Here is a 26,466-nt window from a genome sequence, read left to right on the forward strand (position 1 = left end):
ATTGAGACAGTCTTTCAGTTCAGGATGAGCGGCGACCAGCTGAAGAACGCCATTGTCTGGAACAAAGATATTAGGATGACTGCCAGAACTGCTACCGTGCTGACTGGTTCAGGCGCCTGCGCCAGCATAAGCAGGATCATAAGCTCCACTTGCACCTGCGATAAACGTCAACTGCATTTTATTTAACATTTCCATTTTTAATCCTCTTAAATATTTATTCTTACCTGAAGAGAACTGTACTGCAGAACAGGTATATCAATTAAGTGAAGCATAATCAAAACGTGTCTCAGCTAATATTTTAAAGTGACGTAGTTGAAACAAAAGAAGATTGTGATAAAGCAGACCCAATTGGCAATGAATTAATAATAAATAAAGCTGAAATACCCTGATGCTTTTTAAAGATATGTGCGTAATTTCACATTCCCCATTAAATGCAGACCCGTATGTGGCTCTCCCATATTTCTGTCGCATTTAATAATCAAATTCAATGTGTGATGCCTTCTATGCAGCAGGTAATAGCACCAGACAACCCTCTTATGGGGTAAAAAAGATAGGCTGGCACGTTTAACCTGATATCGCTCATCTGGCAACCTGCCGACCGTTGAAAGCGCTCCAGATCTTTTAGCGCGGCGGACTGAATTCGATGCCAGCCGAGGTCAGGCAGGCTTTCAGCGTGCCGAACGCATCCTGGCATTGCCGTTCGTTAACGCAGGCATAGCCGAGCAGCAGACCGCGTTGGTCCTGCGGATGCATATAGTATTGCGATAACGGCCGGACTTTGACGCCACGCGTTAACGCCTGCGCCGCAATCGCCACATCATCTGTTCCGGGCGGCAGCGGCATGACCAGATGCAGGCCCGCTTCATGATTGACCGGCGGTAAGAACGAAGCTCCGAGATAGCGCTCGATCAGCTTACATAAAAACTGACGTCGCTGACGGTAGAGCAGCCGCATGCGGCGGATATGATCCATGTAATGGCCCAGCCGGATGAACTCCGCCAGCGCCCGCTGAATCAGCAAATGTCCGCCGCGATACAGCTCCGCCGCTGCGATGCGTAACGGTTGTGCCAGCGGCTTAGGCACCACCAGATAACCAATCCGCAATGCCGGATAAAGCGTTTTGCTGAAGGTGCCCATATAGATTACCGGTGCGTCCGCTTCCAGCCCCTGCAGCGAAGGATAAGGCTGGCCTGAGAAGCGAAACTCACTGTCGTAATCATCTTCTACGATCAAGCTATGATGACGACGAGCCAGCGCCAGCAGTGCCTGACGTCGTGCCAGACTAAGATGCACGCCCAGCGGATACTGATGTGACGGTGTCACAAATACCATTTTAGGCGCCGGTCCGCTGTCCGGCACGATGCCCTGCTCATCAACCGGCATCGCCCGAATATCCAGACCGTTCATCCGCAACAGATTACGGGTGCCCCAGTAGCCCGGCTCTTCCATCCATACCCGGTCGCCCGGATCGCACAGCACTCGCGTCACCAGATCCACCGCCTGATGCACCCCTTCGGTAATTAAAATCTGGTCGGCATCGGCCCGCACCGAACGCGCCACCCGCAAATAGTCCACCAGAGCATGACGCAGATCGGGGCAGCCACCGCCGCTGCTATACACCAGCCGGTGAACGTCCGGTTCCCGGTTCAGTCGGGCCTGAATCTGACTGAATAATTTATGGGGGAACTCGGTAACGTCCGGCGCGCCGGGCACAAATGCCCCCCACTGATAGGGTGAAGCGGTGGCATGTCCGAGCAAACTTGCGCCGCGTTTTGACAGCGTTGCCGGCAGCGGTAACGTCACCGGCTGAGTATCAAGCACTGCATCACTTTGCAGGCAGTTTTCTGGCAGCGTTTCAGCAATCCAGGTGCCGCTGCCGGTACGCGCAGTGACATAGCCCTGCGCCATCAGGCTCTCATAAACATGCATCACAGTATTGCGCGACACCCCGAGTTCACGCGCCAGATCGCGGGTCGGTGGCAGTTTTCCGCCGCGCGGGAACACCTCTTCAATAATCGCCGCCTGCATACAATTCAGCAGACGCTGATGCAAAGAGCCGGCGGGTTCAAACTGTAACCGCGCTAATAGATGATCTGCGTACAACAGTTGCAATTGGCTCCACCTTTCCTTCAACAATTGGCTCTGGCAACTCACCGCGCCTCACGCATAAATAAGCGTGTTTGTCGGGAATTGTAAATACGCAATACAGCGAGGTGGATTAAATGAGCGAAAAAAATAGTCTGATGCAGCAACGCAAAGCACAGGCGCTGCCTAAGGGTATCGGTACGCTTTGCGACTGGTATGTCGCCCGGGCCGAGAACGCCACCTTATGGGATCAGGCTGGCAACAGCTGGATCGATTTCGCTGGCGGCATCGCGGTGCTGAACACCGGTCATCGCCATCCGCGCATTGAACAGGCGGTCGCCGATCAGTTAACGAAGTTTACCCATACCGCTTTCCAGATCACCCCATATGAAAGTTACATCGCCCTTGCTGAGCGCATTAATCAGCGGGTACCCATTGCCGGGCCGGCGAAGACGGCATTCTTCACCACCGGCGCGGAAGCGGTAGAAAATGCTGTCAAAGTGGCGCGAGCCTATACCCGTCGTCACGGCATCATTACCTTTGGCAACGCGTTTCACGGCCGGACGTTTATGACCATGGCGATGACCGGCAAAGTGGCCCCCTACAAGCGGGATTTTGGCCCGATGCCGGCCTCAGTCTGGCACGCCCGCTACCCCAGCGAAGTACAGGGGATCAGTGTTGCAGCGGCACTCAGCAGCCTTGACGACATTTTTAGTCAGGACGTTGCGCCGCACGACGTCGCCGCCATTGTGCTGGAACCGGTGCAGGGCGAAGGCGGATTCCACGCTGCGCCGCTGGCCTTTATGCAGTCGCTACGCGAGCTGGCCGATCGCCACGGCATCCTGCTGATTGCGGATGAAGTTCAGAGCGGCTTTGCCCGTACCGGCAAGCTGTTCGCCATGGAACATTATCCGGTGAAAGCGGACATCATCACCATGGCCAAGAGCCTGGCAGGCGGGATGCCACTGTCCGCCGTTGCCGGTCGGGCCGAGGTAATGGATGCGCCCTCACCCGGCGGCCTTGGCGGCACCTACGCCGGTAATCCGCTGGCTATTGCCGCCGCACATGCGGTGCTGGATGTGATTGAAGAGGAACAGCTGTGTCAGCGCGCCGTCAAATTAGGTGCCTGGCTGGAGGCGGAACTGCAAAAACATCATGCCACTTATCCGGCGATTGCCGACGTCCGCGCGCTGGGATCGATGGTCGCGATGGAGTTTCATCAGCCCGGCGATGCACAGGCGGTGCAGCAGGCGGCAATGGCGAATGGCCTGCTGCTGCTGACCTGTGGCGCGAAAGGCAATGTGATCCGCTTCCTTTATCCGCTCACCATCCCCGATGCGCAGTTCAGCCAGGCGCTGGATATTCTGAACGCGGTGCTCAGCCAGGCTCTGACGCCCGTGACTCAGGGTAGCGTTCCGGCCTGATTCCCCCGGCTGATTCATCCGGGTTCTATCCCCCTGCTCGTCCGGGCCACATCCCGGACGCAGCGTCGGAGACGATGACATGACAATGACTCACAACGCGAATGATGATTCGCTTGCGCAAAATCTGAAGCCTCGCCACGTAAGGATGCTTTCCATCGCCGGGGTAATTGGTGCTGGATTGTTTGTGGGCTCCGGCCACGCCATTTCAGAGGCAGGACCGGCAGTATTAATTTCCTATGCGGCGGCCGGAGCGTTGGTGGTGCTGATTATGCGAATGCTGGCTGAGATGGCGGTCGCATCGCCTGATTCCGGCTCGTTTTCGACCTATGCCGACAAGGCGCTCGGCCGCTGGGCGGGCTTTACCATCGGCTGGCTCTACTGGTGGTTCTGGGTGCTGGTTATCCCGCTGGAGGCCAATGCGGCCGGAACGATACTGCATGCCTGGTATCCACAGGTGGCTATCTGGCAGTTCACTCTCGCCATCACACTTATTCTGACCGTGACCAATTTGCTGAGTGTGAAAAATTATGGCGAGTTTGAATTCTGGTTTGCGCTGATCAAAATCGCCGCCATTATTCTGTTTCTCGGCGTGGCGGCGGCGGCGGTGTTGGGGTGGTTGCCCGGCAGCGGGACTCAGGGACTGTCACATCTGTATGATACCCACGGCTTTATGCCGAACGGAATGGGCGCGGTAATGGCCGCGATCCTCACCACCATGTTCTCCTTTATGGGCACCGAGATTGTGACTATCGCCGCCGCCGAGTCGAAGAATCCTGGTAAGCAGATCACCCAGGCAACCAACTCGGTCATCTGGCGTATCGCGCTGTTTTATCTGCTGTCGATATTCTTTGTGGTGGCGCTGGTACCGTGGAATACGCCGGGCCTGGTGCAACAGGGTTCCTGGCAGACGGTGCTACAGGCGATGAACATCCCGCACGCCAGGCTGATCGTTGATCTGGTGGTGCTGATGGCGGTGTGCAGTTGCCTCAACTCGGCGCTCTATACCTCATCGCGGATGCTCTATTCACTGTCACGCCGTAAAGATGCGCCCGCCGCCGCCTCCCGCACCAACCGCAGCGGCACGCCGTGGATTGCGGTGCTGCTCTCTACGGGTGCCGCCTTTCTGGCGGTGATCGCCAACTATCTGGCCCCAAGCGTAGTATTTGAGTTTTTGCTGGCGAGTTCCGGCGCTATTGCGCTGCTGGTCTACCTGGTGATCGCCGCCTCGCATCTGGTGCTGCGTAAAAAACGCGAAAAAGCGGGTGAAGTGCTGAGCTATCGGATGTGGCTGTTTCCCGGCCTCACCTGGTTCACCATCCTGTTTATCGTTACGGTGCTGGTGGTGATGCTGTTTGATGACCGTCATCAGGCTGAACTGCTGGCAACCGGCGGGCTGACGCTGGTGATCATCGCCACCAGCTACCTTTTGCACCGCAAAAGAGAGAAACGGCAGAGCGCGAAGTTTTATCCCCTGCACTATTCCGATCACTCCTGATTATAAGCTCTCCATCAACACGCCCAGGGAGGGGCGCTGTTCAATAACTCACCATTTTTTCCGTTCCGGCTTCAGGCTGCATTATTCTGGCGGCGAGCCTGACGAAATTATTAACAGGCCGTTTATTGCGTGACAGCTCCCGTTCAGCCGTAATGAAGACTGAATTAACCCGCGTGGCAAACAGGTTGATAAAAAGCCAATTCAACCTTGCCGATTTACATTAAGAAATCCGTACAAAGCGAGGATCTATTATCTATAACAACCGGCAAAACGGGACAGCGTCATTCACAGCGCTGACCCGCAGTTGTTTATAACCTCAACAGTGGCGTCATTTAAAGATAAGTGACCGAAACAATCCCTTTACGTTTAGCGGCATCAAGCCAGTGCGTCGCCACAGTCACGGGCAGAGAGTCGAGTGACTGCGACTTCATCAGGTCAGCGGTGCGGACTACCGTCTGGCCATTCTGCGGATCGGAGCAATAAAAAGTCGCAGGATTGTGGATCACTTTCATATTACAGGAGGCCGTGAATATTCCTCCACTGAAGCCGATCGCACCTGAAGATGACGCCATCTCTGCGCTGGCAGACGGGCCGGCCAGGGTAAATAGCAGTGTCGCCAGACAAGCATACCGATATGATTTCATTGTGCATTCTCCTGGATGTGTATACCTGTTATCGGCAGCTGCACCGATACATTAAGCTCAGAGATAAAAACACTGGGAAAGAAACGGTTTGATGCGATAAAGAGCCAGAGATTCAGACGACCGCTGGCGTGCAATATAAAACAATGAAAATGACTGAACAAAATCAAGTATAGCGTAGCCGCTGATTTTTTAACGCAATCTGAAATTTACTTATTCATGCAGTCCATAAAATGTCGGTTTACTGACTGGTCTTCTATCCGAGCATCTAAATAAACGCATCATGAAACAGGCAGAAATTACCGACAGCATTTCCACATCGCATTCTGGTAACGCACCTGCTGACTTTATTAATTATCAGGCGTTAATTGTTTTACCTTAAGCTGGCCAGCGCGCATAAACACATGATGACAGCATCAATGAATCAACTTACCTGAGCGATACTTTTGTACAGCTCATCAAGAAACAGCCGCAGCGCGGCGGACTGGTGCTCGCGCGACAGATAAAGTCCCCAGATACCCAATGTTTGTGGCCGGTAATCAGGGAGCAACTGCACCAGCTTGCCGCTAGCAAGGCTGCTGCGGGCTTCCTGCTCGGGCACCATTGCCACACCGCAGTCGGCAATGGCGGCATCACACAACAGCGATGAGATGCCGGCACTGAAATTCCCCCTGACCGCCACGGCGATCTTTTCACCCTGTGGTGCCGTAAAATGCCAGCTTTGTCCGGCAAATCGGCTGTAATAAAGACAGTTGTGCGACGATAACGCCTCTGGCGTCTGTGGCGTTCCCTGTTTCGCCAGATAACCCGGCGAGGCACAAAGTACCGAACGACATTCGCCCAGACGACGCGCGATCGCACCCGGCTCCGGCGCGTCTGTGATGCGGATCGCCAGATCGATGCGCTCGCCTATCAGGCTGACCGGTTGATTATTAATTTCCAGCTCAATACGCAGCGCCGGATAGCGACTAAGGAAATCAGGAATTGCCGGGCCGACCAGGTGAGTCGCGGTAAAATGCGCGCAGGCGATACGCAGCGTACCGGCGGGCATCGCCTGCGTCGATTCCTGCTCAATCTCTTCCGAAAGCCGCGCCAGCTGACGGGTTCGCAGCAAAATTGCCTCGCCGGCGGGGGTGATAGTCAACCGACGCGATGAACGGTGCAGCAGGCGCGTCCCAGCCCACTTTTCCATCTCTTCCAGATAGCGGCTGACCATCGGCCGCGAAATGCCCAGCGCCCGTGACGCCGCGCTCAGGCTGCCCAACTCACATATCCGGTTAAACACCGCCGCGGCTGTCACGCGATCCATCTCATCACCTGTACGATTTATGAAACTCAGCATCTCTGATTGCGGGAATTCTATCAGATAACAAAAGCCGTAAAATAGCGCCCGGTGATGTGCAGATAAATAAAGCGCCAGCGGATGAGCGAGCAGTAACGCCTGCATTCTCCACCGGTGACTGCGCTGAAGTTCGTCAGGCAACCTTTTCCGCTACTCTGAGGATTAATAATGAAAACCACGCTGTTACCGTTAACGCTGATTCTGGCCTCGGCCGCCGCCACGGCGGCCCCGCTGCAATTCGAAACCTACAACCCGCAGCACGACGGTATTTTCGCCGTTTCCTCAACCCTGGTGAGCGGACCGAAAGAAGCCATTCTTTTCGATGCGCAGTTCAGCACCATTGACGGTGAAAAACTGGTTGAGATGATTAAACGGAGCGGTAAAACGCTGAAAGAGATTGTCATCACCTCTGGCGATCCTGATTTTTATTTTGGTCTGGAACCGATTGTGAAGGCCTATCCTGACGTGAAGGTGGTTGCGACGCCGGGCGTGGTGAAACACATTCAGCAGACGCATCAGGCCAAGCTGAAATACTGGGGACCGCAGATGAAGAAGGGCGCGCCGGATAAACTGACCCTGCCGAAAGTCACCGATCAAACCCGCTTCAGCGTCGATGGAGAAGTGCTGGAGTTGCGTCATCCGGATGAATATGCCGCTTACGTCTGGGTCCCGTCGGAAAAGACCATTCTGGGTGGAACGGCGATTTCATCCGGCATTCATGTCTGGACCGCCGATACGCAGACGGTGCAAAGCCGCACCGCCTGGCGCAACGTGCTGACTGAAATGCAGGGGCTGAAGGCGAAAAATGTCATTCCGGGGCACTACCTCGGCGAACGCCCGGCCGGGAGTCAGGCGGTAGATTTCACCCTCAATTACCTCAAAAGCTTTGACGCGGCTCTGGCGCAATATAAAACCTCATCGCAGGTCATCAGCGCGGTTAAAGCTACCTGGCCACAGCTGGCAGAAGAAGGGTCACTGGAACTCAGTGCCAAAGTGAATACCGGCGAAATGAAATGGTAAGCTGAACGCATTGTTCACGCGCCCTGACCCGCCGTCTCTCCCGGGACGGCGGGTCGTCAGCCGCGTTGCGGTGCTGTGGAATTATTCTGCAGTTAGCTGTCTGGGATGCAGCCCCGCAACCGGACTTAATGCTTCAAGCCGGGCAGCAATAGCCAGAATTGTCGCTTCATCGTGCCATTTCCCGGTGATCTGAATGTTGATCGGCAAGCCTTCACTGCTCTGACCAAAGGGTAAGGCAATACCTGGCAATCCGGTCACGTTAAGCGGGACCGTGGCCGCCTGCAGCCAGCTGACATCCACCGTCTGCCCATCAATCACCAGCTGTTCAATCCCGTGCTTATGCGCCGGCGTCGGCAGTACCTGGGTAATCAGTGCATCATAACGTGAGAAGTAATCGGCGTAGCCATCGCGGATACGCTCTGCTGCCTGTTCCGCTTCGATGTACGCCTGCAGCGGCGTATCGGGCAGTGACAGCATGGTTCTGGCCATTTTATAGATTTCCGCCGGATCCCGGCCCGCCACGGCTGCCGCAAAAGCAGGCTTCATCTCCATCACGTGCAGACGGTTGAACACGTCCAGCGCAAAGTCACGTTCCAGCGCGGCAATCCCCACCTCCTCAACCTGCACCCCGCTCTGTTGCAGTGCCGCGGCCGCCGCTTTCACCACCGCCGCCACTTCCGCATCAACCGGACCGAAGCCGGGTCCGGTCATCCAGCCAATCCGCAGCGGACGAGGCTGGACACTATGATCGGATAGCGGATGGGCGGCACGGGTAGCAAAAGCATCCTGCCCATCCGGGCCCGACAGCAATGAGAAAGCGAGCGCTATGTCGCGTACGGAGCGCGCCATCGGGCCGACATGCCAGAAACGACGCGGTGCGCGCGGCCAGATACCGGTCATCGGTATGCTGCCATGGGTGGCTTTGATTGAGGTGATACCGGTCTGAGACGCCGGACCACGGACAGAAATGGCCAGATCGGTGCCCAGTCCGAGTGGCGACATCCCGGCGGCGATGGCGGCAGATTCGCCCCCGCTAGAGCCGCCGGGCGTGCGCGTCAGGTCCCAGGGATTGTTCGTGCGGCCGCTGAGTAAATTGTCGCTTTCGATCCAGTATGAGAATTCAGGCAGATTGGATTTAGCCAGCAGAATGCCGCCGGCCGCTTTCATCCGCGCCACGCTGGTAGCATCCTGCGACGGCATACGATGCCTGAAGATTGGCGATCCGCGCTGCGTCATCACACCAGCGGTATCAATCGAATCTTTGACGGTAAAAGGTACGCCGTGCAGAGGCCCCAGCGGCTGACCTGAACGGACAGCCTGCTCAGCCGCTTTTGCCTCACTCAGTGCGTTCTCCGCCAGCGTGACAATCGCATTAACCTGCGGATTAGTTTGTTCAATGCGATCAAGGTGTGCTTTAACCACTTCCACCGGTGAAACGTCGCCGTTGCGAATCAGTTGAGCCAGTTCAGTCGCGTCGTTAAAAAAGAGTTCATTTTGCATTTTCATTTACCTACCTGTCAGTTGGTAGGTAAACAGTAGATCGCTTATTTTACGCTGTCAATAACTACCTGCCAGATGGTAGGATAATGACTTCACCGGAGGAGACACTATGAGTAAGAATGCAAAAGAAGCGATCCTGTCGGCGGCACGTAAAAGTGCGCAGGCCCATGGCTATGTCGGCCTCAACTTCCGCGAACTGGCGAGTGAAGTCGGCATCAAAGCCGCCAGCATCTATCACCATTTTCCTGGCAAGGCGGAATTAGGGGCGGCGGTTGCCCGACGCTACTGGGAAGATACTGCCGCCGATCTTGACGCACTGCGTGAATCAAACCCGGATGCAGCGGCCTGTCTGCGCCAGTATCCGCATATTTTCCGCCGTTCGCTGGAAAGCGAAAACCGGCTCTGTATGGGCAGCTTTATGTCCGCAGAATATGACGATCTTCCCGAGGCGGTGAAGACCGAGGTGCAGCATTTTGCGGAGGTGAATATTGCCTGGCTGGCTGCGCGATTGCAGGAAACCGGCATGACCGACGTGGAGCAGAGTCAGGCACGGGCGCGGGCCATTTTTGCCGCCGTGGCCGGGGCACAGTTGCTGGCCCGCAGCCGTTCCGACATTTCGCTGTTTGATGCGCTGATAACCGATTATCAGGCTGCCGGTCTGCTGCCGGCTTAAGCGCCGGGTTATCGGGCCTGGCACGTCCCGATCGGGTTTCTCACCCCCACCACCAACCCGGTGGGGGATTTCTGCGTTACGGCTTTGCTTACCGTTCGCGCAGCGCTTCGCGGGCCCGGTTAAGCGGCTTGAGCAGATACTCGATGATAGTTTTGCTGCCGGTATGGATCTCCCCCATGGCGATCATTCCCGGATAAACCGGAAAGTGCTTCCCTTTTTTGTTCACCAGATAGTCTTTATCGGTCCGGATATAAACACGGTAAAAATATTGGTCGCGATGAACCTCATCCTGAATCGTATCAGGCGATATCGAGGCAACCTCTCCTTCCAGCCCGCCGTAAATGTTAAAGTCATACGCGGTCAGCTTGACCACGGCGCGCTGACCCGGGGTGATAAAAGCCACATCACGCGGCGCGATCTGCGCTTCAATGATCAGCTGTTCATCCAGCGGCACGATCTCCATCAGGTTGCCACGTTGCGGGATAACGCCCCCCACCGTGTTCACTTCAATATCTTTCACAATCCCTCTCACCGGCGCGACCACAACGGTTCTCTTCAGCGTATCGGCCCGCCCGATAATAATTGAGCGCTGCGAGGCCGCTTCCGCGTTGGCTTTCGCCAGCTCCTCACGCGCCCGTACGATATACTGGTTTTCGGCATCGCTGAGTTTGTTATTCAGTTCATTAGCCTGGCGCTTGAGCCGCAGAACTTCGACGTTACTGGCCGCCCCTCTGGAAACCAGTGACGACGTCAACTGCAGCTCGCGGTTAACCAGGCTTAACGCTTCACGCAGTCCGCTTACCGTCTTCTCCAGATTTTCACGACGCGAGTGATAAAGCGCGGTTTCGGCTGCCACCAGCGCCGGATCCTCGCCCACCTCAGCAGGAAATGTCAGCTCGGTACCGGCGGTTTCCGCCTGTAAGCGCGCGGCGGTTGCCAGCGCAGCGCGCAGTCGTGAGGTACTTTCCTGCAGGCCGGAGTCGATCTGGGTCGGATCCAGCAGCGCCAGGACCTGGCCCGCCTCGACCACATCCCCTTCGTGCACCTTAAGCTCTTTCAGGATCCCGCCTTCCAGCGACTGAATAATCTGCTCATGCGAACTGGGAATCACCTTACCTACCCCGACGGTGACTTCATCCAGCTCAAAATTTGATGCCCAGATAAAGAACAGCAGCAGCATCACCATTACCGCCATCACGATCATGCCGCCAGCAGAGAACCACTGCCGGAAGCGTGCCGTTTTCTTTTTCTTCAAAGCAGAAAGAGGAGTGGTGATCATTTTGCGGCTCCTGAAGTGTTCAGATTGACTCTGCCGTGGTGAGGCGTCGGTTCAGCGCTGGACGGCCGGCTGACCAGCATGGCTTCTTTGCTTCCGTCCCGGACAATTTTACCTTTCTCAATCAGCAGGATACGGTCCACCAGCTGCAGCGCCGCCGGGCGATGAGTGGCAATGATCAGCGTCCGGTTACCCATCCAGACCTTCAGTTTTTCAATCAGGTGCTTCTCTACTCCATCATCCAGCCAGGCGGTTGGCTCATCGAGCAGCAGCACGCTGGGCTGACGCAGGATGGCGCGCGCCAGCAAAAGCTGTTGCCGCTGCCCGCCGGAGAGCCCTTTTCCGCCTTCCTGCAACGGGTAATCCATTCCCTCTGGCAGCTGGCGAATAAACTCAATCGCCCCGCTGATCTCCAGCGCCTGTAACATCTCTTCCTCGGTCGCCAGCGGCATACCTAACCGCAGGTTTTCCCGAATCGTGCCGTAGAACAGCGAGGACGTCTGGCTGACCAGGCCGACATCACGGCGTACATCCAGCGGATCAATCGAAGAGAGACGAACCCCGTCGAGCAGCAGCGCACCTTCGCCTGGCTGTAACAATCCGGCCATCATCTGTAATAAGGTTGATTTGCCTGAGCCGTTGCGGCCCAGTAGCGCAAGCTTCTCGCCCGCCGCGATGGTCAGTTTGTTGACCGCAATAACCGGATTGGGCGAATTGGGATCGTAGCGATAGCTCACCTCAGAGAAGCTGTATTCGCCATAAATTCGCGGCCGATGGATCTGCACGCTGTGCTCAGGCTGATCGACCTCGCTTTTCAGCAGGTTTTCGAGGCCTTCGCGCGCGACTTTGGCTTGCTGCCAGCGGCTGAAAATCATCGTCAGTTGCCCGAGCGGGGCCATCATGCGTGACGCCAGCATTGAGCAGCCGATCAGCACGCCGGTGGAAAGATCGCCGCTCATCGCAAAGAAGGCCCCCACCAGCACCACCCCGATATACGCCACGGTCTGGACTTCACTGGTCCAGCTCATTAGCAAGCTGCTGATAAAACGCTGCTTCTTCGATGATTTACTGATCGCCTCGTTCAGATGATTCCACTGATTCTGAAAGTAAGGCTCAGCGCGCAGCAGTTTGATGTCATCCATGCCCTGAACCGCTTCAACCAGCATGGCGTTGCGTACCGCCGATTCACGCATCGTGGCTTTAGAGAGTTTCGCCAGTGAAGATTGCGCCAGCAGTCCGGGAATAATGATCAACGGCAGAGCCGCCAGCGGGACCAGCACCAGCCAGCCGCCCAGCAGCCAGAGAATAAACAGAAAGATGATCAGAAACGGCAGATCGGCGATAGCAGAGATGGTGGTTGAGGTAATCAGTTCCCGGATCTGTTCCAGCTCACGGATTTGAGCAATAAAAGAGCCGGTCGATTTTGGCCTCAGATCGTTGCGGATGCGCAGCGCATGACCAAACACCCGGTCCGAGATCCGCAAATCAGCGCTCTTGCCCGCCATATCTGAAATATGAGTGCGGATAATCCGCATGATAAAGACGAAGGTCAGGGCAATCATCACCCCGCCGAACAACACCCACAAAGACGGAACCGACTGTGAGGGGATGACCCGGTCGTAAACCTGCATGGTAAATAACATCGCCGACAGGCCGAGCACGTTGGAAATCAGCGAGGCGAACATGACGTGCACGTAAGCAGGCCACTCTTTCAGAATGGTTTGCCATAGCCAGTCGGCGCGATGCGGTTTGATATAGTCATCTACCCGCGCATCCGGTACCGAGGTCTCCGGTTTGGCTAACAGCACACGCTGCGCATGTTCCGCCAGTTCATCAAGGGTAAGCACGGTCTGCAATTGCTGCTCGCCATTCAGCATCAGACTGACTTTGCCCTCTTCGCCCAGCGTGGTAATCACCCCAACGCCACGCGGGCCGAAATCAACGATCAGCGGCAGACGCCACGGGTCCAGCAGGTCCGGATGAAAATCATCAAAAATGACCAATAATCCCAGCTGGCGCGCCATGTTTTCAATCAGTTGCTCCTGGCTAAGCTGGTGTAACTGCCACTCCGCCTCGCCTTTAACCCGCTCCGGCGAGCCATCCAGACGATAATGTTTTGCCACCAGCAGCAGCGCTTCCAGCCACGGCGTATAGGTTTTTTTAGGTTGCCGGGAGGATGAAAAATCCTCGTTGCGTTCGGTTTTTATCATAATAATTTTCTCTTACTCACTGCGAGGCGTATTAAGACGTGATACGCAAACCCTGGATAAGCTGGTTATCAAAATTAAATGCTTCCCGGGCCAACCCGGCCAGCACCACATAATTAACCGATGAAGCCCATAAATCGCAGCGGGCATTAATAAGATCCTGTTCGGCCCGGCTAATTTCCTGTTCGGCATTCAGTAAATCGAGCACGTTACGGGTACCTAACGATAAATATTGCTCACGGTAGAGTGAACGCGTTTCCAGAATAGTTTTCATTCTGCGGCTGAGTAATGAAATATTACGCTGCAGGCCGTTGACGCTCTGAAAATAGTTGCGTTGCTGATCGGTTATTTCCAGTTTTTTACTGGCAATGGCCGATCTTGCCGCTTCAAGCGCCCGGGCGCTGGCACTTTCCTGAGCAACCAATGCGCCACCCTGATAAAGGGTACTGTTCACCGATAAATAGACGTTCTGATACTGACTGTGACGCTGGCTGCTGGCGATATCCCCCATATATTTGTTGCTGTTCGCTTCCAGCGACACCGTGGGATAACGCTGCGCTTTATAGCTGCGTAATTCAGCCTGGGCGACGGCTGCATCTGCCTGCGCCATAAGAATCTCTGGATTACGGTTGAGATCGATATGGTTGCGCTGGCGCTCAATTAACGGCAGCAGAGAGGCGAGTGGAACCCAGCGGCTGGCCGATCAGTGACTGCAGGTGATACTTCTGCTGCTGCAGTTTGATCTCAATATCCTGCTGTTGCGCCAGCGCGGCTTCCACACGCGCCTGCGCCTGGACCGGATCAACCCGGGTACTGGCGCCCGCGTCGGCCCGCATCTGCGTCAGCGCCAGGATGTTGCGTAATGCTTTGACTTCTTTTTTTGCATTATCAAGCAGCTGCGCGTATCGATACACTTCATTCATCGCCAGCGCAGTTTGCTGGATAATAGTATCGATCTGTGCCAGTACAGCGGCCTGCTGGCGCAGATATTTCGCGCTGGCCTGATCCACTGCGCTGCCGGTTTTGCCAAAGTCATACAGCATCTGAGAGAGGCCTACCGTGGCGATCTGCCCATTGCCTTCATCCTCCTGGCGACCTGAGGTGATGCCAGCTTTTATAGCCGGCAGATAGCCTGCACTGGCAGCATCAATACTGAAGCCAGCTGATTCAAGCGTGGCGATGCTGCTGCCAATTGAGGGATGATAATTAACCGCCTGCTGAATAGCCTGCTGCCAGTCGGTGGGCCATTCAGCAGGTAAATGTGGATTACGACTGGCCTGATTTTTTTCGGCTGGCTGCATCTCAATCTGAGCCGGTTTGATCTGCAGTTTGTCCGCCAGCACAGCACTGCCTGCTGGCGTAGTCGCTGGATCCGGCGTATCAGAAAAAGCGCCCCAAAACCCTGCCGGCGCTTCTTTTATTTCAGCCTGGGTAAAGGGATTGTGCCCCTTTTCCGCTGAAAAAGCGCAGGGCATGCTTATTACACAATAAAGGGTAATAAATAATTTTCTCATATTTATCTGAAGCACTCTGGTGTAAATGAATATAAGTGTTATTAAAAAGAGGCAGGAATAACGGGCTGGAAATAAAAACCCAGCCCGCCATCATTACTAATTACTTTTTATTAACCAATATTGACATCATCTTCGACATACAACTGCACGACAGAACCATCGGCGGCCGCACTGGTATACTGGTGATAACTGACACCGTTAACCAATACATCGCTCGACTGATCCCAACTCCCTTTCAGCGTGACGGTATCCCCATCAGCCCCTCTGACATAAAGCGTATTATTGTCATCAGTCACTTTCAGCAAACTTTCCGCGCTGATAATCAGTTTGTCGTTTTCACTGTCGTTCAGCAGGTTGATGGTTTCAATATTATCGACCTTCGCCGAAATATCGCTGAGGTTCAATGGCGCACTGCCGTGCCACGCCAGCGTGTCCTGACCGTCTGCACCGTTAATGGAGGTGAAACTGGTGTCATATACCTCGAAAATATCGCCGCCTTTGGTGCCGCTGAACAGAATCTCGCCACCGGCGCTGCCATCAACATCAATGCCCAGATTAAAACTCAGTGCAGCATTACTGCCGTCTGACAGGGTATAGGTAAAGGTATCGGTCAGCCCGCTTTGCGCATGTGTGACATCCGCAACATAGTTGTAATGCCCTTCACCGTCGATCGTCAGGGTGCCATAAGCGCCTTTGAAGCTCACCGCATCATCAGCAACGGTCATCACTTCTCCATTCTGGCTGACCGACACTACCGACGCATCTTCAGACAGCGATCCGGTTATGCCCTCAGCCACTTCGTTGAAAGTCAGCCCCTGCTGGACGTAGAGCGTGATCGGCGTGCCATCAAGCGCCGTGCCGGTGTAGAGGGTGTAGGTAATGTTGTTGAGCGTTTCCGCCCCATTCGCCTGCCAGACCCCTTGCAGCGAGAGTGAATCTTCGCTGCCGCCGCGCACATACAGCACGTTACTGTCGTCGGTGATGTTTTTAATATCATCGGCATCAAGCATCAGCACCGTTGCTACCGCGTTGCTTTGCAGATCGATCGCTTCAATATTGCTGACCTTGCCGGCAATTTCGCTAAGCTGCAGGTCACCTTCACCGTTCCAGATCAGCGTATCCTGACCCGCTTTTCCATCCACCGAGGTGAACTGGGTATCGTGGATCATGAAGCTGTCATTGCCCACCGTGCCAGCAAAGATCAGCGCCCCGCCTTCTGAGCCATCCACGGCGACACCCAGCGTCATGACCAGGTTTTTAACCGTACCGTCAGCCAGCACATAAGTAAATGTGTCTTCGCTGCCGGACAGTTTTATCACCGAGTTACTGTTCAGTTGATAAGTGTAACTGCCGTCGTTATGGATGGTCAGCGTACCGTAGGTCCCGGTAACGGTGGTGCCTGCGGCGGCAATCAGCGTATAGCTTGCTGCTCCGGAGACGATCCCGGCGGCGATCGATTTCACCAGAAGTGCGCTGTCACTGGCGCTGTCACTGGTAAAGACCGAGCCCGTCACGCTTGAGCTGGTACTGACTTTGTAATCGGTGGTGCTGACAATATTGGCCGCCACCCGGACAGTCAGCACATCGTAGTTGGTTGTCCAGAACAGGCCTGGATAACCGGACTGGGTGCTGTCCACCACCACGCGATAGGTGCCTGCCGGCTGCCCTTCCAGCGAAACGTTCAGCCCGATGCCTGCAGTAATCGGCTGAGACCCTTCAGTCACGGTATCCCAGCGCAGTGTCTGGCTGTTGTAAACCTGTAATGACCAGTTGATCGATACGAGATTGCTGGTATCGATCTCAGCACCGGAGACGCTGATACTGATTTCCTGCAGATCGCTGATGTTGTTAACCGTGAAGCTTTCACTGCTAAAGTGGCCAAACGCCGTATTTAAGGTGGTGGTCTGGTCGATGCTGTCGCTAAGCAGAGAAACCTGCCCGGTAATATCTGCCGCGTTATCTTCAGCCAGCGTAATGCTGCCGCTCTGCTTAATATCGCTGTCGACATACAGATTAACGACCTGACCCTCCGCGGTGGTGCTGACATAGTGCACGTAATCAACGTTATTGAAGACTTCGTGACCACTCAGCGCCCAGCTGCCTGACAGGGTCAGCGTGTCGGTTATCGCACCTTTCACAAACAGGGTATTTTGATCATCGGTGATCTGCGCCACGTTTTGCGCGGTGATCACCAGATTATTCACACTGCTGTCGTTGACCAGATCAATTTCTTCGATATTGCTGATTTTACTGGCGATATCACTCAGGGTCAGGGTGCCGGTACCGCTCCACACCAGCGTATCGAAGCCTTCACCGCCATCAATACTGGCAAAGCCGGTATCGCTGAGGCTGAACGTGTCATCACTGGTCGTCCCGGTTGCTGCTTGCGACGCCGCCACGTTGTACGCCGTACCGTCCTCGCTGTTCTGATATTCGACCGGGGAGAGCGTAAGGCCCTGCTGCAGGTAAATATCAACCGACGAATTGTCTGCAGCCGTGGCGGTATAGTGGGTATAGAAAACATTCTCGACCACCACCGTGCCGCTGTTTACCCAGACACCTTCCAGCGTAACGCTATCGCCTGCCACTCCTTTGATGTACAGCGCATTGGCGTCGTTGGTGACATCAGCCACACTCTGCGCATCAATGACCAGGTTGTCGCTTCCATCGGTCGAGGTCAGACTGATTGCTTCAATATCGCTGACCTTAGCGGCGATGCTGCTTAGCACCAGCTGACCGTTGCCATGCCACGCCAGCGTATCGTTGCCGTTGCCGCCTTCGACAGCGGTAAAATTGACGTCATGGATATCAAACACATCGTCTGCTTCAGTACCGTGGAACACCAGTGCGCCTCCGTTGCTGCCGTCAACTTCGACGCCAAGATGAATGGTAACCGTCGCGGTAACCACTTCACCGTTAGCGCCCTTAAGCGCATAGGTGAACACATCTTCCGAGCCAGCCGGCAAGGTAGTGGTGCCTGGCGTGTAGGTGTAAGCGCCGTTGTTGTAAATCACCAGGGTGCCATACTGGCCAGTAATGGTGACGCCACTTTCGGTAACGTGGGTATAGCTATCATCAATTGCGCGATCGCTGCTGCTGTCGCCGGCTTTGACAAAGATGCGGGTATACACCGAACTCAGTTTATCGGCGGTGCCGTCCGTTCCTTCGTCGGTCAGAATGTTGCCTGTCGCGACGTCGCCGGTGGTAATCACATAATCACTGGCGCTGACCGTCTCTACCGCAAGATCGAGTTTCACCACATTTTCCGCGCCGGTAGTGCTGATCGCCACACGGTAGGTGCCTTCACCTAAACCCTCGAGCAGATCGGCCATCGCCACATCCTGAATGACTTCAGCATTATGTTGTCCGGCCGCTACCACTGCGTTTTGGCTCTTCACCGTGCTCCAGCTTCCGTCACCGTTCTGCATCTGAACGGCATAAGTGATGTTCAGATCGGTGGCGAAGTTGTTGCCAAATAATCCCCATTCGGTGGTTAGCGTCAGCGAACCGGTGACAATATCGTCCGTGCCGGTCAGGCTGAAGGTGGAAGAGTAGTTCTCGGTACCACCGGCAGTGAGCTTAACGTCGGTATCACTGGCGCTGGAGGTTTCATAGATCACCGTAATGCTGGCATTCGCTTCGTTATTTGAGGCAATATCGGTGACCGCATTAGCCGCCGGATCGGTAGCATTCCAGCTCAGCTGCAGTGCGTCGTTGGTGCTACCAATCTGCACATGCAGCTGCGCTGAGGCGGTCTTACCGGTTGCTGAGTCGGTAATGGTATAGGTAAACGAATCCACTTTACCGATGCTGTCCATTGACGAATCAGGCGTGTACTCATAGCTGCCATCGGCATTAATCACCAGCGTACCGTAGCGGCCAACCAGAGTGGTTTTAGGCGATGCCTGGTTCATTTCAGCGGAGGTCACTATGCCTTCGCTGTTGGTCACGCTCACCGACGTCACTGAGGTGTAAGCGCCGTGCGGAATCCCATCGGTGCCGTAAGCGCTATCGACGTCAGTAATGACGTTGCCGATCGCCGTGGTGTAGTCGGTAGGCGTACCCTGTTCTGCCAGGGTGTAAACCGTCTTCGAGGCTTCGAGGTCAAAACTGGCCCCTAGGTTAATCCCTGAAGTGGTATAGACCAGCTGATACTGACCGGCGGTTAATCCCGACAGCGTAATGGAGGAGGTCGATGCGCCCATGCCAAACATCCCGAACAGGTTACCGCTCTCCTCCTGCGATACCGTGACCCACTCTCCGGTAGAGGGATCCAACTTCTGCAGTACCAGCGTCGAGTTACTGGCGACGTTAACGAATGAGGAAGAGGTCGCGTTAACCTGCAGATCCATAATGGTGCCATCTTTAACCACAATCGGATCGCTGGTTATCTGGTTGTTAAACGCGATCAATCCCCCATCGCTAAGCACGGTCCCCAGATCCTGCTCCACACTCACCGGATAGGTGAAGCCTACCGCAGCGCCTGAACTGATGTTATCTGACGCGCTCAGCTCAATGGCCTGAACATTCAACGGCAGCACGGCAGAAGGATCGCTGCTGTTGCCTGCGGCATCGGTAGTGACAAACGTCAGCTCGTGACTGCCGTCATACAGCCCTGCTTCGGCTGTAAACTGCCAGCTTCCGTCTTCAGCAACCGGGGTTTCACCGATCGCTTCGCCTTTATCGTAGAGGGTCACCGTGGCACCTGGTTCGAGATCGCTGCCACTGAACGTCAGCTTGCTGTCACTCTGCGTTTCTGCCGGATTGGTTATCTCCCCAGCTTCATCGGTGATCACCACTGTGCTGAGGTTGACCGCCTCAGGCGCCACAGAATCCACAACATATTCCACGGCCGCAGATTCACCGCTGCTGTTACCGGCGGCATCTACCGCTTCAAAAGTGAAGTCGTGCTCACCTTCACTCAGCGCCGCGTCTGGCATAAAGCTCCAGTTACCGTTTTCGTCAACGGCTGCTTCGCCAAGTACCGTGCCATTATCCCGGACGACTACGGTGGATCCCGCTTCCAGCCCTTCGGCGGTGAAGGTCGGGGTCGTCTCGGTAATTTCACTGCCCGCCTCCAGGATTGTGCCTGCCTCGTCGGTCAGGGTGATGTCAGCCAGGCTGATCGGTTCCGGTGCGAGGGTGTCGATAACAACATTAATGGTATCGCTGCCCGAATTACCCTGGTGATCCTCAATCGACACGCTCAGCGCATGATCGCCATCGTCCAGTGGCGCTGCGGGCGTAATGCTCCAGCTGCCATCTTCGGCGACGTCGACCACGCCCAGCACGCTATCGCCATCGGTTAAGGTGACAGTAGATCCCGGTAACTGATCTTTACCGCTGAAGGTTGGTGTGCTGTCGTTGATGAGATCGCCATCAGTGATGATATTGCCGTCGTCATCACTAACCACCATACCGGTGTTAATGCCTTTATTGACCGAGATGGCTAAATCCAGCGCATCAGAGATTCCACTGCTGTTACCCACCTGATCTATCACTTCAAAGGTGAAGCTGTGGTCACCATCCACAAGTTTTTCAGATGGGGTGAAGCTCCAGTTCCCGTCTTCGTCAACGGTGGTTTCACCCAACACGGTGTCACCATCGCGAACAATGACGGTGGCACCAGCCTCAAGGCTCTGGCCGCTGAAGGTAGGGGTATTGTCTGCCATCACATCCGAGGCGATAACGGCATCACCATTATCATCAACAAGGGTTATGCCTGTGATATCAACGCCTGCTGGCGGTGTCGTGTCAACGATGACGTTGAAGCTTCCTTCATTGGTCACTCCTTGCGGATCGGTCACAGTAACATTGATGCTGTGCTCGCCCTCGCTCAGTGGAGACTCAGGGGTAAAGCTCCAGTTACCGTCAGCATCCACTTCGACGTTAGCCAGTACGACTTCACCATCGGCAATAACAATCGTTGAGCCGGGCACGAAATCTTTACCGCTGATTGTCGGATCGTTGTCGTTGACGGTGTCGCCGCTGTGGATCAGGTTGCCGTTATTATCAGTAATTTCAATGACAGAGATTACCGGCGTTTCGACAATGACGCTGACTTCATCACTTACCGCGTTACCGCTGGCGTCGGTGCCGTCCACTACGATGGCGTGCTCACCGTCTGTCAGCGGCTGATCCGGCGTGAAGCTCCATTCGTCGTCATCGCCCGCAGTAACTTCGCCGATTACCGTGTCGCCATCGGTGATGGTGACGGTTGAGCCCGGCTGCATGCCTTCGCCGCCGAAGGATGGCGTGCTGTCGTTAGTGGTGCTGCCATCGGCAATCGCATTACCTTCGTCATCGGTGATTACCGGGGCCGTGATGCTTTCTTCTGATCCGGTCTCGCCTTCTGGTTCACCGGTGCCTTCTTCTGAACCGGTCTCGCCTTCTGGTTCACCATTACCTTCTTCAGAACCGGTTTCGCCTTCGGGTTCACCGGTGCCTTCTTCTGAACCGGTCTCACCTTCTGGTTCACCTTCAGCGGTGCCCGCATCAATAACGATATTCACACCATCGCTGACCGTGCTGCCGTCTGCTGCTGTGCCGTCGACCACGATGGCGTGCTCGCCGTCCGTAAGCGGCTGATCAGGCGTGAAGCTCCACTCACCGTCGTCGCCCGCGATCACTTCGCCGATCACCGTGTCGCCGTCGGTGATGGTGACGGTTGAGCCCGGCTGCATACCTTCACCGCCGAAGGATGGCGTGCTGTCGGTTGTGGTGCTGCCGTCGGCAATCGGATTACCTTCGTCATCGGTGATTACCGGGGCCGTGGAACCTTCTTCTGATCCGGTCTCACCTTCTGGTTCACCCTCAGCGGTGCCCGCATCAATAACGATATTCACACCGTCGCTGACCGTGCTGCCGTCGGCGGCCGTGCCGTCAACCACAATGGCGTGCTCACCGTCCGCCAGAGGCTGATCAGGCGTGAAGTTCCACTCACCGTCATCGCCCGCGATCACTTCGCCGATTACCGTGTCGCCATCAGTGATGGTGACGGTTGAGCCCGGCTGCATGCCTTCACCGCCGAAGGACGGTGTGCTATCAGTCGTGGTACTGCCGTCGGCAATCGCATTACCTTCGTCATCGGTGATTACCGGTCTGGTATCTTCTTCAGAACCGGTTTCGCCCTCTGGTTCACCTTCAGCGGTGCCCGCATCAATAACGATATTCACACCATCGCTGACCGTGCTGCCGTCTGCTGCTGTGCCGTCGACCACGATGGCGTGCTCGCCGTCCGTAAGCGGCTGATCAGGCGTGAAGCTCCACTCACCGTCGTCGCCCGCGATCACTTCGCCGATCACCGTGTCGCCGTCGGTGATGGTAACGGTTGAGCCCGGCTGCATGCCTTCGCCGCCGAAGGACGGCGTGCTGTCGGTTGTGGTGCTGCCATCGGCAATCGCATTACCTTCGTCATCGATGATTACCGGGGCCGTGGTAGCTTCTTCTGATCCGGTCTCGCCTTCTGGTTCACCGGTGCCTTCTTCTGAACCGGTCTCACCTTCTGGTTCACCATTACTTTCTTCTGATCCGGTCTCGCCTTCAGATTCACCGGTGCCTTCTTCTGAACCGGTCTCACCTTCTGGCTCGCCTTCAGCGGTGCCCGCATCGACAATAATGGTGATGTCGTCACTGACGGTGCTGCCGTCGGCGGCCGTGCCGTCAACCACAATGGCGTGCTCACCGTCCGCCAGAGGCTGATCAGGCGTGAAGTTCCACTCACCGTCATCGCCCGCGATCACTTCGCCGATTACCGTGTCGCCATCGGTGATGGTGACGGTTGAGCCCGGCTGCATGCCTTCACCGCCGAACGACGGCGTGCTGTCGGTTGTGGTGCTGCCGTCGGCAATCGGATTACCTTCGTCGTCGGTGATAACCGGGGCCGTGATACCTTCTTCTGATCCGGTCTCGCCTTCAGATTCACCGGTGCCTTCTTCGGAGCCAGTTTCGCCTTCTGGTTCACCGGTGCCTTCTTCTGAACCGGTCTCGCCTTCTGGTTCACCATTACCTTCTTCAGAGCCGGTTTCGCCTTCTGGTTCGCCTTCAGCGGTGCCCGCATCGACAATAATGGTGATGTCGTCACTGACGGTGCTGCCGTCGGCGGCCGTGCCGTCAACCACAATGGCGTGCTCGCCGTCCGTCAGCGGCTGATCAGGCGTGAAGCTCCACTCACCGTCATCGCCCGCGGTGACTTCACCGATCACCGTGTCGCCATCGGTGATGGTGACGGTTGAGCCCGGCTGCATGCCTTCGCCGCCGAAGGACGGCGTGGTGTCAGTCGTGGTACTGCCGTCGGCGATTGGATTACCCTCGTCGTCGGTGATTACCGGTCTGGTATCTTCTTCTGAACCGGTTTCGCCTTCGGATTCACCGGTGCCTTCTTCTGAACCGGTTTCGCCTTCTGGTTCACCTTCAGCGGTGCCCGCATCGACAATAATGGTGACGTCATCGCTGACCGTGCTGCCGTCGGCGGCCGTGCCGTCAACCACAATGGCGTGCTCGCCGTCCGTAAGCGGCTGATCAGGCGTGAAGCTCCACTCACCGTCGTCGCCCGCGATCACTTCGCCGATCACCGTGTCGCCATCGGTGATGGTGACGGTTGAGCCCGGCTGCATACCTTCGCCGCCGAAGGACGGCGTGCTGTCGGTTGTAGTGCTGCCGTCTGCAATCGGATTGCCTTCGTCATCGGTAATTACCGGTCTGGTGATCTCTTCTTCTGATCCGGTCTCGCCTTCAGGTTCACCAGTGCCTTCTTCAGAACCGGTCTCACCTTCTGGTTCGCCCTCAGCGGTGCCCGCATCAACAACGATATTCACCCCGTCGCTGACCGTGCTGCCGTCTGCTGCCGTGCCGTCGACCACAATGGCGTGCTCGCCGTCAGCCAGCGGCTGATCAGGCGTGAAGCTCCACTCACCGTCGTCGCCCGCGGTGACTTCGCCGATCACCGTGTCGCCGTCGGTGATGGTCACGGTTGAGCCCGGCTGCATGCCTTCACCGCCGAACGACGGCGTGGTGTCAGTCGTGGTACTGCCGTCGGCAATCGGATTGCCTTCGTCATCGGTGATTACCGGTCTGGTATCTTCTTCAGAACCGGTTTCGCCTTCAGATTCACCGGTTCCTTCTTCAGAACCGGTCTCGCCTTCAGGTTCACCATTATCTTCTTCAGAACCGGTCTCGCCTTCAGGTTCACCGGTGCCTTCTTCAGAACCGGTCTCGCCTTCAGGTTCACCGGTGCCTTCTTCTGAACCGGTTTCGCCTTCAGGTTCGCCGGTGCCTTCTTCTGATCCGGTTTCGCCTTCAGATTCGCCGTTACCTTCTTCTGAACCAGACTCATCTTCAGGTTCGCCATTACCTTCTTCAGCACCCGCTTCACCTTCTGATTCACCGGTACCTTCTTCGGCACCCGCTTCGCCTTCTGCTTCACCAGCACCTTGTTCTGAACCGGTTTCGCCTTCGGGTTCGCCTTCAGCGGTGCCCGCATCAATAACGATATTCACACCGTCGCTGACCGTGCTGCCATCTGCTGCCGTGCCGTCGACCACAATGGCGTGCTCGCCGTCCGTCAGCGGCTGATCAGGCGTGAAGCTCCACTCACCGTCATCGCCCGCGGTGACTTCGCCGATCACCGTGTCGCCATCGGTGATGGTGACGGTTGAACCCGGCTGCATGCCTTCGCCGCCAAAGGTCGGCGTGCTGTCATTGGTCGTGGTGCCATCGGCAATTGGATTGCCCACATCGTCACTCAGCGCCGGTTTGGTGGCTGGCACGACTGCGGGATCGCTGCTGTTATTGTCATCAACCACGACGCCGGTGTTGTCATCCGGGTTTGTTGCGGCTGAAGAGGAGGAGCTGTGATGTTTGCCGCCCGAATGAGAGGAAATGGCAATGCCGGCTAATGCGGCAACGCCTGCCAGCGCGCCACCGGCAAGCAGCATATTATCGATAACCGCGGCATCAACCGTATTTGATGTCAGCGTATAAAAACCGTCAGCGGCGTCATAGTCATAAGCATATAAGACACCGTCCGGGCCCGATGCGAGCATAACTGGCGCTTCTGTCTGACCGACATTGTCGAGGATGATCTGGTAATGCTCACCGGTAACCGCATCTTCCAGTTCGAACTGGAACTTATCGTCAACTTTTGCGGCTTTGATCTTTTTGGGCGGTTTTCCGTCACTGTTATGGACTTCATAGGACACAGCCTGCTGAGGCACATTGACCTGCAGGGATTGATGTGAGTTTAAGGTATGTTTAGTGATGACATCGCCTTTGATGTCTTTGATTATTAATTGCAAGCTCATTTTTCACCAATTAAATTTGTTAGGTTCCATCCAATATGTGGGGCAAGCTGTGTTACGTCTTAAAAGCGTGTCTTAAATGATTAATCAATCCGCAGGCATATAAAGTCCCGATTCAAAACAGGGTAAAGCTTAACGCTTAGCAGATTTATCGGCTTTGATAAAATGCCAACCCATGCATTGCAAAAAATTTACAGGCAGAGTAAAGCAAATACATTTATCAGTACGCCCCCGATAAACCAGCGTGATTAACCGGTACAGGTGTTATCGGAGGTTATTAGGAACTTTATTACAGAAGCCGTTTAAAGGAAAGATTAAGAATCAATATCGGCGAGCCAGAGAAGCTTTACATAAAACAAAGTAAAACAACACACAAATAGATAAAACCACGCTACCAACGTAAAATGACCGCAGCAGACAAAACCAGTAAAAACAGGCGCATAATAAAACATCCATATGTAAAACATGACCTATACCTGACTATCCAGATCAACATCCCCCTGCTCACATTAACTTAGTTTTAAATACAGATTAGCGAATTTAAAACATGCAATGCCAAATGAAACCCATTAATTTCCATTTCATCCTTATATCGCATTCCAGAATTGGAATAGATTTTAATAACAGCGGCATGATTGGCCAGAAACTCCAACTAATCTCTATGCAAACACACTTACCCGAATGGAACCTGGTGTTAATGAAATGCGTTACATTGTTTTTTGCAACAGTTCACAGAGCAACTAACACCGTTTTCTAAAATAAAACATCATCATATGACAACGTTATTTAACAGGTTTAGCTTTCTATTCCCCTTGATCTGAAGGATGAGATTTTCAGTACCCACGGCTTTGTCTATCGGCGGGGACGATATTAAGGATAGAGGTTACTGATTAGCTGAGGATAATTGATAAGAGATTATGTTTACCGCTTCCGTTAACGGGCGTTAAGCCGCTATCAATTACGGAAAAATTCATCTGACCTGCAATGGCAA

The 26,466-nt window shown here is 55.1% G+C and carries 13 protein-coding genes; 4 read left to right on the forward strand and 9 right to left on the reverse strand.

Annotated features, from left to right (window positions below; translation table 11 throughout):
* Window positions 1–621: 621 nt before the first annotated feature.
* Complete coding sequence (locus FHW04_RS03790; protein WP_031375555.1) at window positions 622–2,112, reverse strand: PLP-dependent aminotransferase family protein; 1,491 nt, start codon at window positions 2,110–2,112, stop codon at window positions 622–624.
* A gap of 110 nt (window positions 2,113–2,222) precedes the next feature.
* On the opposite strand from FHW04_RS03790, the gene gabT reads away from it, so the two are divergent.
* Together gabT and gabP are read left to right on the forward strand one after the other, a co-directional pair.
* Complete coding sequence (gene gabT / locus FHW04_RS03795) at window positions 2,223–3,509, forward strand: 4-aminobutyrate--2-oxoglutarate transaminase (RefSeq protein ID WP_046289335.1); 1,287 nt, start codon at window positions 2,223–2,225, stop codon at window positions 3,507–3,509.
* A 79-nt stretch (window positions 3,510–3,588) separates the two neighbouring features.
* Window positions 3,589–5,004 carry a GABA permease gene (gabP, locus tag FHW04_RS03800; protein WP_089561830.1) on the forward strand — a complete coding sequence of 472 codons (1,416 nt, stop codon included), beginning with the start codon at window positions 3,589–3,591 and terminating at the stop codon, window positions 5,002–5,004.
* Window positions 5,005–5,336: 332 nt separating this feature from the next.
* Here gabP and FHW04_RS03805 read toward each other — a convergent pair whose 3' ends face one another.
* Both FHW04_RS03805 and FHW04_RS03810 read right to left on the reverse strand, forming a co-directional pair.
* Window positions 5,337–5,648, reverse strand: a complete 312-nt coding sequence (locus tag FHW04_RS03805; protein ID WP_089561831.1) for a hypothetical protein — start codon at window positions 5,646–5,648, stop codon at window positions 5,337–5,339.
* Window positions 5,649–6,069: 421 nt separating this feature from the next.
* Complete coding sequence (locus FHW04_RS03810; protein ID WP_046289357.1) at window positions 6,070–6,954, reverse strand: LysR family transcriptional regulator; 885 nt, start codon at window positions 6,952–6,954, stop codon at window positions 6,070–6,072.
* A 201-nt stretch (window positions 6,955–7,155) separates the two neighbouring features.
* On the opposite strand from FHW04_RS03810, the gene FHW04_RS03815 reads away from it, so the two are divergent.
* The gene (locus FHW04_RS03815; protein ID WP_069729712.1) at window positions 7,156–8,007 is read left to right on the forward strand and encodes a Vmh family MBL fold metallo-hydrolase; all 852 of its coding nucleotides are present in this window, start codon (window positions 7,156–7,158) and stop codon (window positions 8,005–8,007) included.
* 81 nt (window positions 8,008–8,088) lie between these two features.
* Here the strand turns inward: FHW04_RS03815 and FHW04_RS03820 are convergent, their stop codons facing one another.
* A complete protein-coding gene (locus FHW04_RS03820; RefSeq protein ID WP_227021902.1) occupies window positions 8,089–9,513 on the reverse strand; it encodes an amidase in 1,425 nt (474 codons plus the stop codon).
* Between the two features lie 103 nt (window positions 9,514–9,616).
* Here FHW04_RS03820 and FHW04_RS03825 point away from each other — a divergent pair, with 103 nt between their 5' ends.
* A complete protein-coding gene (locus FHW04_RS03825; protein WP_069729714.1) occupies window positions 9,617–10,180 on the forward strand; it encodes a TetR/AcrR family transcriptional regulator in 564 nt (187 codons plus the stop codon).
* Window positions 10,181–10,268: 88 nt separating this feature from the next.
* Here FHW04_RS03825 and FHW04_RS03830 read toward each other — a convergent pair whose 3' ends face one another.
* The 5 genes from FHW04_RS03830 to FHW04_RS03850 form a co-directional block, all read right to left on the reverse strand.
* Complete coding sequence (locus FHW04_RS03830; RefSeq protein WP_084227939.1) at window positions 10,269–11,459, reverse strand: HlyD family efflux transporter periplasmic adaptor subunit; 1,191 nt, start codon at window positions 11,457–11,459, stop codon at window positions 10,269–10,271.
* A complete protein-coding gene (locus FHW04_RS03835) occupies window positions 11,456–13,666 on the reverse strand; it encodes a type I secretion system permease/ATPase (RefSeq protein WP_089561832.1) in 2,211 nt (736 codons plus the stop codon). The genes FHW04_RS03830 and FHW04_RS03835 overlap by 4 nt, the downstream gene beginning before the upstream one ends.
* A gap of 31 nt (window positions 13,667–13,697) precedes the next feature.
* Window positions 13,698–14,273, reverse strand: a complete 576-nt coding sequence (locus FHW04_RS03840; protein WP_089561833.1) for a TolC family protein — start codon at window positions 14,271–14,273, stop codon at window positions 13,698–13,700.
* 46 nt (window positions 14,274–14,319) lie between these two features.
* Window positions 14,320–15,006, reverse strand: a complete 687-nt coding sequence (locus FHW04_RS03845; protein WP_158087045.1) for a TolC family protein — start codon at window positions 15,004–15,006, stop codon at window positions 14,320–14,322.
* A 281-nt stretch (window positions 15,007–15,287) separates the two neighbouring features.
* Window positions 15,288–25,376 (reverse strand): BapA/Bap/LapF family large adhesin, encoded by a 10,089-nt coding sequence (locus FHW04_RS03850; protein ID WP_179420063.1) that lies wholly within the window; start codon window positions 25,374–25,376, stop codon window positions 15,288–15,290.
* Between the last annotated feature and the right edge of the window lie 1,090 nt (window positions 25,377–26,466).

The organism is Pantoea sp. AN62 (assembly GCF_050432985.1).
GTDB lineage: Bacteria > Pseudomonadota > Gammaproteobacteria > Enterobacterales > Enterobacteriaceae > Pantoea > Pantoea brenneri.